The organism is Petrotoga sp. 9T1HF07.CasAA.8.2, assembly GCF_002895585.1.
In the GTDB taxonomy this organism is placed as follows: Bacteria; Thermotogota; Thermotogae; order Petrotogales; family Petrotogaceae; genus Petrotoga; species Petrotoga mobilis.
On sequence record NZ_AZRI01000026.1, the window covers coordinates 1 to 12009 of the forward strand.

The 12009-nt window shown below is 33.1% G+C and carries 15 protein-coding genes; 8 read left to right on the forward strand and 7 right to left on the reverse strand.

What is annotated here, in order from left to right; all coding sequences use genetic code 11:
- Nucleotides 1–166 precede the first annotated feature (166 nt).
- The gene (locus tag X925_RS05535) at nt 167–388 is read right to left on the reverse strand and encodes a hypothetical protein (RefSeq protein WP_121959357.1); all 222 of its coding nucleotides are present in this window, start codon (nt 386–388) and stop codon (nt 167–169) included.
- Nucleotides 389–426: 38 nt separating this feature from the next.
- Nucleotides 427–636, reverse strand: coding sequence for a hypothetical protein (locus X925_RS05540; RefSeq protein WP_121959358.1), 210 nt, complete (start codon nt 634–636; stop codon nt 427–429).
- Nucleotides 637–1354: 718 nt separating this feature from the next.
- Between X925_RS05540 and X925_RS05545 the strand changes: the two genes are divergently transcribed.
- Both X925_RS05545 and X925_RS05550 read left to right on the forward strand, forming a co-directional pair.
- On the forward strand, nt 1355–2065 hold the full coding sequence (locus tag X925_RS05545; RefSeq protein WP_121959359.1) for a hypothetical protein: 711 nt from the start codon (nt 1355–1357) through the stop codon (nt 2063–2065).
- Nucleotides 2066–2169: 104 nt separating this feature from the next.
- Complete coding sequence (locus tag X925_RS05550; protein WP_146026690.1) at nt 2170–2544, forward strand: hypothetical protein; 375 nt, start codon at nt 2170–2172, stop codon at nt 2542–2544.
- Nucleotides 2545–2652: 108 nt separating this feature from the next.
- Here the strand turns inward: X925_RS05550 and X925_RS10430 are convergent, their stop codons facing one another.
- The 4 genes from X925_RS10430 to X925_RS05560 all read right to left on the reverse strand — a co-directional run bounded on the left by X925_RS10430 (nt 2653) and on the right by X925_RS05560 (nt 4487).
- Complete coding sequence (locus X925_RS10430; protein ID WP_233187742.1) at nt 2653–3042, reverse strand: hypothetical protein; 390 nt, start codon at nt 3040–3042, stop codon at nt 2653–2655.
- Between the two features lie 48 nt (nt 3043–3090).
- Nucleotides 3091–3225 carry a hypothetical protein gene (locus X925_RS10435; protein WP_233187743.1) on the reverse strand — a complete coding sequence of 45 codons (135 nt, stop codon included), beginning with the start codon at nt 3223–3225 and terminating at the stop codon, nt 3091–3093.
- Nucleotides 3222–3419 carry a hypothetical protein gene (locus X925_RS10440; RefSeq protein WP_233187744.1) on the reverse strand — a complete coding sequence of 66 codons (198 nt, stop codon included), beginning with the start codon at nt 3417–3419 and terminating at the stop codon, nt 3222–3224. Before X925_RS10440 ends, X925_RS10435 begins: the two co-directional genes overlap by 4 nt.
- Nucleotides 3420–3689: 270 nt before the next feature.
- Complete coding sequence (locus X925_RS05560) at nt 3690–4487, reverse strand: Rpn family recombination-promoting nuclease/putative transposase (protein WP_233187745.1); 798 nt, start codon at nt 4485–4487, stop codon at nt 3690–3692.
- A gap of 840 nt (nt 4488–5327) precedes the next feature.
- On the opposite strand from X925_RS05560, the gene X925_RS05565 reads away from it, so the two are divergent.
- The 6 genes from X925_RS05565 to X925_RS05590 all read left to right on the forward strand — a co-directional run bounded on the left by X925_RS05565 (nt 5328) and on the right by X925_RS05590 (nt 10957).
- A complete protein-coding gene (locus X925_RS05565) occupies nt 5328–5639 on the forward strand; it encodes a hypothetical protein (protein WP_121959361.1) in 312 nt (103 codons plus the stop codon).
- A 350-nt stretch (nt 5640–5989) separates the two neighbouring features.
- Nucleotides 5990–6346 (forward strand): isoprenylcysteine carboxylmethyltransferase family protein, encoded by a 357-nt coding sequence (locus X925_RS05570; RefSeq protein ID WP_158245426.1) that lies wholly within the window; start codon nt 5990–5992, stop codon nt 6344–6346.
- 223 nt (nt 6347–6569) lie between these two features.
- A complete protein-coding gene (locus X925_RS05575) occupies nt 6570–7094 on the forward strand; it encodes a hypothetical protein (RefSeq protein WP_121959363.1) in 525 nt (174 codons plus the stop codon).
- A 316-nt stretch (nt 7095–7410) separates the two neighbouring features.
- Nucleotides 7411–8214 carry a hypothetical protein gene (locus tag X925_RS05580; RefSeq protein ID WP_121959364.1) on the forward strand — a complete coding sequence of 268 codons (804 nt, stop codon included), beginning with the start codon at nt 7411–7413 and terminating at the stop codon, nt 8212–8214.
- 87 nt (nt 8215–8301) lie between these two features.
- A complete protein-coding gene (locus tag X925_RS05585; protein ID WP_121959365.1) occupies nt 8302–9513 on the forward strand; it encodes a glycosyltransferase family 4 protein in 1212 nt (403 codons plus the stop codon).
- Nucleotides 9506–10957 (forward strand): lipopolysaccharide biosynthesis protein, encoded by a 1452-nt coding sequence (locus X925_RS05590; protein ID WP_121959366.1) that lies wholly within the window; start codon nt 9506–9508, stop codon nt 10955–10957. The genes X925_RS05585 and X925_RS05590 overlap by 8 nt, the downstream gene beginning before the upstream one ends.
- 45 nt (nt 10958–11002) lie before the next feature.
- Here the strand turns inward: X925_RS05590 and X925_RS05595 are convergent, their stop codons facing one another.
- The gene (locus tag X925_RS05595) at nt 11003–11881 is read right to left on the reverse strand and encodes a DegV family protein (RefSeq protein WP_121959367.1); all 879 of its coding nucleotides are present in this window, start codon (nt 11879–11881) and stop codon (nt 11003–11005) included.
- Between the last annotated feature and the right edge of the window lie 128 nt (nt 11882–12009).

The window sequence follows — 12009 nt, forward strand, 5'->3', positions numbered from 1 at the left end:
TGGTATCAATCAAAAAGAAGGATAAAGGAAACAAGGGTAGACACATAAGTATAGCGATATTGATGGCCTAGGATACGTGCAGTTATCGTTAGCCATAGCAAATGTTCATTAAAATTAGCTACAGTTTTTAATTGAAAAACGCCCATGTTGGGCGTCTTTTCAGAAATTATTTAAGTAACTCTTTTAGCTCTTCTAGTGTAATGTTTAGAATGTTTTTCTTTATTTGGTTTATGGTTTCTTCATTTGCTTTTCTAACCTTTTCTTCTAATCTTTTATCAAAATCTTCTCCAAACCTTTGGTTTAGAATTTCTATGATTAATTCTTTTGCGCCTTTTCTTTCCCCTTTTTCCACGCCTTCTTCAAATAATGAGGCTCCTATCTTTGTCATTCGTATCACCTCTTTCAGTTTGTTTAGGTACTCTTCCCTTACATAATTGTCTGAGAGGTGACTCCTAGTTCAAATACAAAATCCATGTTTTTGTCTGATACGTTTATTACTGGTAGTTCTGTTGGTTTTACTGAGATTATCTTTGGTAAGTTTAATTCATAATATTTGAGGGTTTCGTTTTTGAATATTACTGACATCTTTTTGAAGATAATATCCTGACGGTTGTGGGTTATGTTGGTGCCTTTCATCAGCTCCCCCTTTTGGTTACACGATATTTTGTTGAACTGTTTATATTATACCATATGTTTTTGAAGATGTGTTATTTTATTATCCAACTCCTGTATAATGAGTTTTAGCGCCCTTCCCCCGCTCCCCACCCGTGAGGAAAAGGATCTTTGTTAACGCCCTTCCCCCGCTGCCCACCCATGAGGAAAAAGTGTGTTTCTATTTTACTCCGCTGTTCGTCATTCAAGGAAGGTGAAAAAATGCTCGGTAGGGGTAAAATACTTTATTATTAAAAATATACAAAACGTCTTCATAAAATGTCTTTTTGGCTAGGTCTTTATGTTTTCGACTGTGGAACAAAGCTTGGCAAATTCTGCGGATTTTTGATCTATTTTTAGATTGGTAAGTGTAATGCAAGTAAAAAATTTGTTGTTAATTTAATTAGATACATTAAAAAAAATTTTAGTAAAAGGAGGTAACATAAATGGTTAAAAGAATTTAGAAAGTAGTTTTAAGGTAGTTATAGGATACTTTTAAAGGTGAAATATTCAAATTTCTATTTGAAATATCAATTTTTTTGTAGCTAAAGTTGATTGATAATTATTTGATTAAGTTTTTAATTAATCTTTTGATAAATATTATAGAGGAACTTTTTTCCACTAAAAACTGATTATTAAGATAGAATTTATACACAATCTTTTTATTGACATATAGTATAATCTAATGCGGGGGGGGTGAGTTATGAAAGAAAAGGAAAAAGTAGTTTTAGATTATTGTATTAAGGACATCGAATATAGGATTAAGTCATGTGAAAGCTCATATGAAAAAGAAGACTTTAACGAAAAAGTTTCTGATTTTAGAGCTTTCATATTTTCTATGGGAAGTAGTATGGATATAATAAGAAATGAGATTTTCGAAGATTATAAACAAAATAAAAAGTGGAAATATTTTAATGATATTTTTGATATTAAGAATGATAAAAAACAAGACATTAGGAGTTGTGAAATAAGAGGTGATTTCAAGAATCATTTAAGTAATAATTATACAGACCAAAATAAAAGGCAAAGAATTCTAGAAATTATGGAAAACTTAGGGATAATTATCTCGAATGATAAATATTATTTCATTGCACAAAAATTCTCAAAAGGTAAAATTGAAGAAAAGAAAATTAGCTTATGGGATATTTATAATTCATTAAAACATTCTTGTTATCCTAGAAAACCAAATACATATGCTTATTTCAAGGATGATATAGTAGGTTATAAGGGTGAAATGTTACTTAATATAAGCACTACTGAAGGTGAATATAGTTTTGAAATATTTGGTGGCTGGGTTGCCTTTGAAGGGGCAGAAGAATTAGCTAAAAGTAAAGAAAATCCTTATTTGAAAATGATAAAAGATATTGGTAATTACATAATTAAAAATTTAACAGATATGCAGGAAGTTATATAATTTTTTGAAGGTGAAATTTATTTGATTTTATAGGAACCTTATATAGGACTTGTGTGAGAGGAAGGTATACTTGCATTTAGTAATTGCACCATCTGTTGGACCAATTGTCGGTATACTTTCTAAAACACTTAAAAGTATGGGAATTGCTACTACAAAGTGGGGTGGTAAAAATAAACGATAAGAAAAAAGAAGAATTTAAGCTATTAGAAGATTTTTTCAGCGATTATTACAAAAGTTTTCATGAACATCTTTTTGCTGAAAATCGTCGATTAGAATGTAGTGAATCTCCTGATTTCATAGTTGAGTTTGATAATCAAAAAATTGGAATTGAATTAACGAGAGCTATTGATGAAAAAATGATGAATAGTGAAGTTTTAAAAATTAAAATTTATAAAATTGTACAAAAATATATAAATGATACACTTTCTAAACGAAAAGTGTGCCCGATTATGCAAAGTGTGTCCGCCCATCCATGCTGAAAAAAAGCCTTTTTCCATTTTACCCCGCAACTAACCCATGAGGAAATGGAAAAGGGTTTTGCCCTGTTACCTATCCAAAAATATCAGATTGTGTTTCACCTGCTACCATTACTTCAATAACTCTTTTAGGTCTTCTATGGTTATCTCTAACAAATTGTCTCCTATGTAATCTATCGTCTTTTCGTCTGCTTTTCTTATCTTATCTTTTATCTCTTCTGTTAGTTGGTTACCAAATCTTTTGCTTAATATTCTAATTTCAAATTCTCGTCTTTCTTCAAGTTTTCCTTCTACTTTAGCTTTTTCTCTGTCTCTTTTTGCTATCTCTTCTAATGTGTTAAACATTTTTGGCACCTCCATTTCTTTTAGTTCTTCGTACCTTTCTTCTATCTCTTTGTAATCTGTCCTCTTTCTAAGCAATTCTAAGAATGCGTTTCTGTGTTTTTTAAACTTCTCTTGTTCTTCTTTCGGCAATTTCGCTATTATCTCTTCACTTATCATCTTTAGCAACTCTTCTGCGTTTTTTATCCTTACGTTTGGTTTGTCCGTTTATAAGATTACTCCTAGTGCCTTCTTCATGTTTATTATCGTTTCTTCTTTTATATTGCTTAAATTTATTAGTTCATAATTTGCTTTTATTGAATACTCTTCCATGTTTTTTATCTTTGTTATCTTGTCTTTCACATCCGTTGGCGATGTCCATTTCGCTTTTCCATCGTAAAAGACCATCCCTTTAGTTCAGTTTGTTCACGTTTTAAATCTGTCTCTTTTATTTGTTTTGTTATCTCTTTTGGTAGAAAGGCTTTTAGAAAGTCATAGAATACGGTTCTGTCTTCGAATAATTCTTTGAATATCGAATCTTTTATTGGATTAGACATAAGCTTCTCCTTTTTGGTTTGTTTTTTGTTGTATGGTGAAATGTTTGCTTTTTCATTTGTTAATTTAATTATACCATATGTTTTTGAAGGTGAGCTATTTTATTATCCAACTCTTGTATAAGCGGTTTTATAGCGCCCTTCCCCCGCTGCCCGCCCATAAGGAAAAAAGCCTTTTTCCATTTTACTCCGTAACTAACCCATGAGGAAATGGAAAAGGGTTTTTCCCTGTTACCTATACAAAAATATCAGATTGTGTTTCACCTGCTACCATTACTTCAATAACTCTTTTAGCTCTTCTATGGTTATACTAAGAATATTTTTCTTTATTTGGTTTATGGTTTCTTCATTTGCTTTTCTGATCTTTTCTTCTAATTTTTTATCAATATCTTTTCCAAATCTTTGGTTTAGAATCTCAATTATCAATTCTTTTCTTTCTTCAAGTTTTCCTTCCAATTTACCTTCCAATTTACCTTCGTTTCTCAACTTTTCAGCTATTGTCATTACTATTTCACCCCTTCCAGGCATTATTTCTTTTTGTACCTTTAATATATCTTCTATCGTTATATCTTCCCTTACGTTTAGTAGGTAGATCATGCACCCTTCAAACCATTCATGTACCTGTTCTTCTGGTAGTTGGTTTATGTATGCGAATACTATTGCTAATCTTTCTTTAAATTCTTTTTCGGTCATTGCTGTTCCTGCTCTCATTGCTTCTAATGCAACTTTCGTCGCTGTTAATCCTATTATCCTTTTTTTCCCTTTGATTGAGAAGTCACATATTTCATATCGGTATGTTGGTAAGTATGTTTTTAGTTCATCTGGTAAATCTTCTATCCCTTGTACCATATTTGATAAGTTCGTTTCTACGTTCCAGACTTCTCTTCCATGGTATATTACTATCGGTATTATTATCGGAACTTTTTTTGTTTTGGGATCGTATTTTTCTTCCCATATGCTCGTAATGTATCTCAACAGTTGAAAGATTACTTTCCCTTCAATGTAGCTTTTGTGTTCCATCAGAATGTATACGTATCCATCTTGCCCCTTTATCTTTGTTTTGTATAACATAATTATACCATATTTGAAGGTGTGCTATTTTATTATCCGACTCTTGTTTAATAAGTTTTATAGCGCCCTTCCCCCGCTCCCCACCCGTGAGGAAAAGATTCTTTTCCCTTTCATCCATCTTTCCGCCCTTCTAATGAAGGTGAAAAAATGTTTCACCCAGTTGCTCGCACATTTAAGGAAGTGGGAAAGGGCTTCACCCCGAGTTGAAAAATAAAAATATGGTACCATTTCAAAGACATCGAATTATGATCCAACCAATCTTTTTCACGGACATCTAATATGATCTAATGTGTTCTTTTTCTTTTTAATATTTTTTGCTGTATAATTGCCATGAGCTCTCAGTTCTTGATTTTGTAATCTGTAATGATAGTTAGGATCATATTGTTTCACCTCGCTTTAGTATTGTTTAAGGATCTGCCTTAATCCTTAGACCTCTTCTATGGTGTTCCCTTTTAATACGGTCTTGAAAGGTCAATCAAGTATCAGATTTATGGGCGGAAGGTGGGTAGCGAACAAACTTTAGAACGAACTTAAAAGTTCAGACACTATAAGCGTTTTACTACCCACTCATTTTTTAAAGAAAATAGTTGTTTATGGTTGTATTGTATCATCAAATATCATAGAAGACAGTATAAGCGTTCTACTACCCACTCATTTTTTAAAGAAAATGTTGTTTATGGTTGTATTGTATCATCAAATATCATAGAAGATAGTAAAATTATCTAGTGAGAAGGTAAATGATTAATAATGATTAATATTGAAGGTATTAAAAGTTAGTTACAATGCATGTTTTAGAGTTTCTAAAGACAGTAATACATATTATACGAGGAGGTATAAAATATGGCTGAACTAAGAATAGTTCATATTGAAATCGTGTCTACAGGTAAGGCTATCCTTAGCTGTGCATATTGCGAGGGGAAAGGTGGCGTCCCTTCAAATCGTAGAAGAGAATGGCAGGAACCATGCCCAGTTTGCGGTGGAAGTGGAAAAGTTCTCGTTGAATTTGAAGAAGAACCTTTTGTAGAGTGCTCATTTTGTGAAGGGAAAGGCGGTGTTCCTCCGAATCGTAGAAGAGAATGGCAGGAACCATGCCCAGTCTGTGGAGGTATAGGGGCTAAGCCAATAGCAGGGAAGTGGAGGATAATAAAATGATGAGAAGGGCAATGTCGCCTAACAGGCTGGTATCTGGCTACGCTACGACCCGAATTTTTGCCTTCGGCAAAAACTTCAGATACCCACCAGCCGTTATATGAAATTGCTCGCCTGAACATACAAATGGGAGTAAACAAATTTTGGCTATATATCTTTGTATTCGCATTTGCGCCATTATATGGATTGTTAACGGAATATGGATAATGCAAGCAATTAAAGAACGCTTTATCACTGAAATTTATATCCATACAGGTTTGGGTATTTTCTTCACCTTGTTGGTGCTCGAATTAACTATCGGTATTCGTGGAGCATGAATACATTTCGGGGTTTTTAGGCTAGCGGTGATTGGATTGATTCTCTATATCCCTTCGGCTATTTTAGTGTTTGGCTCACTTATCCAACTGAAGCACAAAGGTAAACCAGAAATCTACGATCCGTTTTACACTACGACTTTTTTTGATACAGGCATATATGGCATTATTCGTCATCCCATAACCCTGGGAATGACAATCTGGTCTATTGCTTTAATCTTGGTCTTTCAGTCAATTCTTTCAATACTCTTAGGTATATTTGTTATATTTTGCTGCTGGATGTCTGCCAGAAAAGAGGCTGAGTATAATATAAAGAAATTTGGAGATGAGTACGAAGAGTATAGGAAGAGAGTTCCTATGTGGAATATCTTTAAAGGGATAAGGAAATCGAAATAAAAGGCTCGCAACATCCTATAACAGTGGATAAAAGGCTTCGTTAGGCTCTGCCCAAATTGCCTTCGTCAACTTCTTTTATCTGTGAAACGTTATCTGCCATTGTAAGCAACGCTGAAGAGAAAGTATTTATTAAGTGAGACAATGATAAAATGCTAAAGGGGGCAGACTGAAATTCCAAGCAAGCTCGGCAACTGTTAGGATTTCCTAAAGGGGGTCAGGAGAGATGGAGAAAATGGTTTTGAAAATATTTCAAAAGGAAATTGAGCGACAATGTAAATTCGCAATTATTTCTATAGAGCAAGTAAAAACAGGATTATCAAATAAAAATTCAGACCTAGTATGGTATGCAATACAAAGTTTTTTGGTAGCTGTAGGTAATATCTCCAAAATTTTTTGGCCAATAAATCAAAAATATGGGAAGAGAGGGGAAGAGTTACGAAAAAGCTTAGGTATTGAAGATAATTCTCCTATACAACCAAGGAACTTTAGAAATCATTTTGAACATTTTGATGAAAGATTAGAGGAGTGGGCAAAATCTTCTGAAAGGCATAATTTCGTTGATTCAAGTATAGGACCCTCAGATATGATAGCTGGAATAGACCCAAAAGATTTCCTTCGTATTTTTAATCCTACAACATGGACACTTACTTTTAGAGGAGATAAATATGAGCTAAAGCCGATAATAAAGGCTATTTACGAGCTTTATCCAAAAGTTTCATCAGAAGCAAATAAACCATGGTGGGAGTAATATTTCGCCGTCGCCTAGAAGCGGATAAAAGGTAAATCAAAGATTTTCCCAAATCCATAAGCTCCTGACTTTGAATTTGAGAGATGATTTTTTAGTAAACTAAACGGAAGAAAGCGGGTTTGAGGGGGAAAAATATGTATTTTTTGGGAAAATCTTTTGATGTAGTGACACTTTTTCAATAATTCATGTTTGTTTTAAATTCTTACATTTTTGTAACTGTCAAACTCAGGAATAACATCTGTTGGACCAATTGTCGGGATACTTTCTAAAACGCTTAAAAGTATAGGAATTGCTACTACAAAGTGGGGTGATAAAAATGAGCGATAAGAAAAAGGAACTTAAGTCATTAAAACATTTTATCCTTCATTATCATAAAATTTTTCATGAGTATCTTTTTCCAAAAAATTATCAATTAGAATGTAGCGAATCTCCCGATTTCATAATTAAATTTGATAATCAAAAAATTGGGATAGAGATAACAGAAACTATTCATGAAAGTAGGAAGGCAAGCGAAAAATTAGAATATAAGATTTATAAAAGCATAAAAAAATACTTAGAGGAAGAAGATATTAAAATAGATATTTGGCTTTTTTTCTCTGATAGCTTAGCTTCTGATATAAGCAAAAGAAATCAAAAAAACAGTAAAAACAAAATAAAAGATGGCCAATTTATTAAAGACTTTACTGAAGAATACATAAAATATATAATAACAAGAAGAAATAAGGAATATTCTTCGTTTGAAGAATTCTGTGAATCAAATAAAAATTCTTTAATATGTAAATATTTAGTAGGTGAACCAATAGAAGAACTTTATAGTGAGGAACTTAAAATACGTGAAGGAGGAGGGAATTATGTCTCGATTAATTATTATAAAGAGAAATTACCAGAAATAATAAATAAAAAGATTAACAAGTTGTCCCATTATAGGAAAAAAGTTGATAAAATATATTTATTAATAATCACATCAATCGAGCCATCTAAAGATCTGTATTTTCTAGCAGATGACATCAAAGATGTAAGGGAAATACTTAATTCATATACTAAGGGAGAAAATAATTTCGATAAAATATTTTTATATAATGAGAACTACTATGAGCCACAAATAATAAAATCTGATTAATAGTTAAGGCAGTTGCATTTACCAAACGAAAAGTGTACCAAGTTTTTTTGATATTGAAACTGTAATTACATTCGGAGTTGATAAATAGTGAAGGTATTGTTCATAACAAATTTGTTGCCATTTTCTCATAATCCTGCACGGGGAATTTTCATAACAAATAGGCTTAAAACTATGCAGAGTTTTAATATGGACTTCGATGTTTATGGTATTACTTCTAAAGATACTTTTGGAATAAAACTTTTGAAAAAGATTCTTTCTATACCAAGTGTAAATTCTACTGATTCATTTTATGAAGTCGATGGTATAAAATATAAATATGCGTCTTTTAGTAGAAGTTTAGGTGATGTCTTTAATTCGAGAGTATTGAAGAAAAATAATCAAATTAAAGATTCAAAAGAAGTTGCGGAGGATTTATTTGATAAAATTAAGGATAATGAGTTTGATATAATCCATGCCCATGGGATGTATGACGCACCTGCTGGATTAGTTGCGAAACTGTTATCGCAAAAGTTAAATATTCCATATGTAGTTACTTGCCATGGTAGCGATATAAACTTAGCGATGCCTAAGGCAAAAGAATTGTACGTTGATGTTTTAGAAAATGCTGCAAAGGTTATCTTTGTAAGCAATGCCCTATTGAATAAAGCTAAGTCATTTGGATATGCTGGTGAGAATTCTGTTGTTATTCCCAACGGGATTGAACCAGATACCTTTAAACCTTTGGATAAAGAAAAGATAAAAAAAGAATTGGGGCTATCTAAAAAGGTTGTTGGGTTTGTAGGTGGTTTAAAGGAAGTAAAAAGGGCAGATAAATTGCCCGAAATTTTTTCTTACATTTCTTCAATCTACGATGCTGAGTTTTTAGTTGTTGGAGATGGTGAGTTAAGAAAAGATATTGAAAAAGAATGTAAGAAAAGAAGGTTGCAGGTTAAATTTGTTGGAAGTGTTTCTCATGAAGACGTACCTTATTATATGAATGCTATGGATGTTATGATTCTTCCAAGTAGGAATGAAGGATTTGGGGCTGTTGTTATAGAAGCACAGGGGTGTGGGGTGGCTGTTGTTGGCAGCAGTAACGGAGGTATACCTGAGGCAATTGGAGATGGAGGAATAGTTGTAGAAGAAGGAGAAGAGTTTGAGAAGAGGTTCGCTCAATCGGTTGTAAAGTTGTTAGAAAATCCAATTGATGGTAGTTATTTAAGAAAAAGGGCTATGGGTTTTTCGTGGGAGAGTATTGTAGAAAAGGAAATAGAGGTGTATAATGAAGTCTTAAATAGATTTGGAGGAAGTAATGCCTAAAGAGAGAGAATTTATTAAATCTTTTTTTCAATTTTCAATGGGGCAATGGATAGCTGCTTTGATTTCTTTCATCACTACCCCTATTACCACTTGGCTTATAATCCCAGAAGAGTTTGGTAAGGCATCGATGTTCACTTTGGCTTTCAATTTGCTTCTCAATGTGGCACTTCTTGGGGCGGATCAGAGTTTTGTTCGGATGTTTTATGAAAGGTCTGAGGATAAGAGAAGAGATTTACTTTGGGATTCTTTGCTGCCTAGTTTAAGTGTAGGCTTTGTGGTTTTTGTTGTAATTGGTATCTTTTGGAGAGAGCTTTCTTTTGTTCTTTTTGGGGATTATACTCATTTTCTTCCGATTTTTTTGTTGGGAGTTACTATATTAATTGGTATTTTAGAGAGATTTTCCACTTTGGCTGTTCGGATGAAAAAAAGAGGTATCGCTTTTTCTACATTAAGGGTAATAAACGGAGTAACAAATGCGGCTTTTACGATTTTATACGCCTTATTTGTTTCAAGAAGTTTTTATGCAGTTATAGTAGGTTTGTTTTTTTCTCATATAGTTACCGCTTTATTAGCGATCTTTTTTGAAAGGGAATTGTGGTTTGGTAAGTTCAAGGTTGATTTTAAATCGATAAAAGCGATTGTTAGATATGGGCTTCCTTTTGTTCCTACTTTTTTAATTACATGGCTTTTTCAATCGATAGATAGGTTGGCGTTGAGGAATTATTCTGATTTTACAGAGATTGGTTTGTATTCTGCCGCTTTTAAAGTGGTTGCGGTGATGAATTTAATTCAAGTGGGGTTTACTACGTTTTGGACTCCCGTTTCTTATGAGAGTTATGAAAAAGAGCCTGAGAGTAAGGGGATTTTTGAGAAGACTTCTGTGATTATCGCCGCAGCGATGTTTGTATTTGGATTGCTGATCGTTGTGTTTAAAGATGTGATATTTTTGCTTTTAGAAAGTTCTTATAGGCAGGCTGCTGGGATTAGCTCTTTTTTGATATTGATGCCTATTATGTATACCGTTTCTGAAACGACGGTTGTTGGTATCAATTTTAAGAAAAAAACATATTGGCATATGTTGATAGCAAGTGTGGCAGCAGGGGTTAACGTGTTTGGGAATTTGATGCTTGTTCCTGTATATGGTGCAAAGGGTGCAGCATTTTCTACAGGGGTGTCATATATAGTTTTCTTTTGTATGAGGACGTTTATATCTAAGAGATTGTTCCATGTTAATTACCATTTGGGTAAATTTTTTATTAGTACGTTTGTTTTTGTGATCGTTGCTTTTATAAACACTTTTGTTATTAATATGGTTTTTCAGGTTGTGTCTGCTGTTTTGGGTTTGATTGTTGTTATGTTTGTGTATAGAGATCAGGTGAAATATGTGTTTGATTTGGGGGTTGATTTGATGAGGGAAGTGAAGAAGAAGGTTGTTAGTAGGTGAAATTAGCGCCCCTTCACCCCGCTGCCCGCCCTACATCCTTTTGTTTTATTGTTCTAATTCTGTGAAGCCTATACCTATTGCTCCGGGCCCAGAATGAGCTCCAATTACTGCTCCCAAAGTACCTGAGTATATTTCACCTTCATAGTTTAGCTTTTCTTTCAGCTTATCTATCATGTATTCTTCGTCTTCTTTACACATAGCGTTCCTTGTACAGAGAATTACTTTTTTAGGATCTTTTATTCTGTCTGAAATTATATTGACCATTTCTTCTAAAGATTTTGTTCTTGATCTAACTGCTTTTATTGGTTTTACTACTCCATTCACAAATTCCATTATCGGTTTTATATTTAATAGAGTACCGACGAACTGTGTGGCACCACCTATTCTTCCACCTGCTTTCATGTATTTCAAGGTTTTTACAGTGAATATTGTACTAGTTTTTTTGATCGATTCTTTGGCTATTTTGGAGATTTCTTCAAAATATTTTTTCCCACTTTTAATTATTTGTGCGATTTTTATTTCCAAAGCAGCCTGACCACATGTACAGGTTCTTGTGTCTATTAAGGTTATTTTTGCGTCTTGGTATTTCTCGGTAAAATCATTTTTTGCTATATTGGCATTTTGATAACTTGCAGATAACTCGCTTGATATTGTTGTAACTATTATCTCTTTGAAACCTTTGTCATATTTTTCTTTAAAAGCGTTGAACCAATCTTCTGGATTTGGTGCTGCAGTTTTTGGAGCTTTGTCTGGATTTTCAGCCATTTTTTTATAAAATTCTTCATCGGATATATCTTTGCCTTGAACAAGATACTCTTTCTCATCAAAGGTTATGTAAAAAGGAATTTTAACGATATTATATTTTTCAAGAATTTCTGATGGTAAATTGCTTGCAGCATCAACTATCTGTGCTATTTTAGGCATAAAAAATCCTCCCTTAAATAGTTTTTTCAATTATAATTATATATCAATTAATAAATAAAAATATACCACCCTATCACATAACTTTTGCAAACGAGCTTTATAGCGCCCCTTCGCCCCGCTCCCCACCC

Coding starts and splice junctions, on each gene's coding strand:
- X925_RS05540 (WP_121959358.1), bottom strand. CDS start 636: ATGAAAGGCACCAACATAACCCACAACCGTCAGGATATTATCTTCAAA.
- X925_RS05565 (WP_121959361.1), top strand. CDS start 5,328: ATGGCTGAACTAAGAATAGTTCATATTGAAATCGTGTCTACAGGTAAG.
- X925_RS05560 (WP_233187745.1), bottom strand. CDS start 4,487: ATGTTATACAAAACAAAGATAAAGGGGCAAGATGGATACGTATACATT.
- X925_RS05590 (WP_121959366.1), top strand. CDS start 9,506: ATGCCTAAAGAGAGAGAATTTATTAAATCTTTTTTTCAATTTTCAATG.
- X925_RS05535 (WP_121959357.1), bottom strand. CDS start 388: ATGACAAAGATAGGAGCCTCATTATTTGAAGAAGGCGTGGAAAAAGGG.
- X925_RS10430 (WP_233187742.1), bottom strand. CDS start 3,042: ATGATAAGTGAAGAGATAATAGCGAAATTGCCGAAAGAAGAACAAGAG.
- X925_RS05545 (WP_121959359.1), top strand. CDS start 1,355: ATGAAAGAAAAGGAAAAAGTAGTTTTAGATTATTGTATTAAGGACATC.
- X925_RS05580 (WP_121959364.1), top strand. CDS start 7,411: ATGAGCGATAAGAAAAAGGAACTTAAGTCATTAAAACATTTTATCCTT.
- X925_RS05595 (WP_121959367.1), bottom strand. CDS start 11,881: ATGCCTAAAATAGCACAGATAGTTGATGCTGCAAGCAATTTACCATCA.
- X925_RS05575 (WP_121959363.1), top strand. CDS start 6,570: ATGGAGAAAATGGTTTTGAAAATATTTCAAAAGGAAATTGAGCGACAA.
- X925_RS10440 (WP_233187744.1), bottom strand. CDS start 3,419: ATGTCTAATCCAATAAAAGATTCGATATTCAAAGAATTATTCGAAGAC.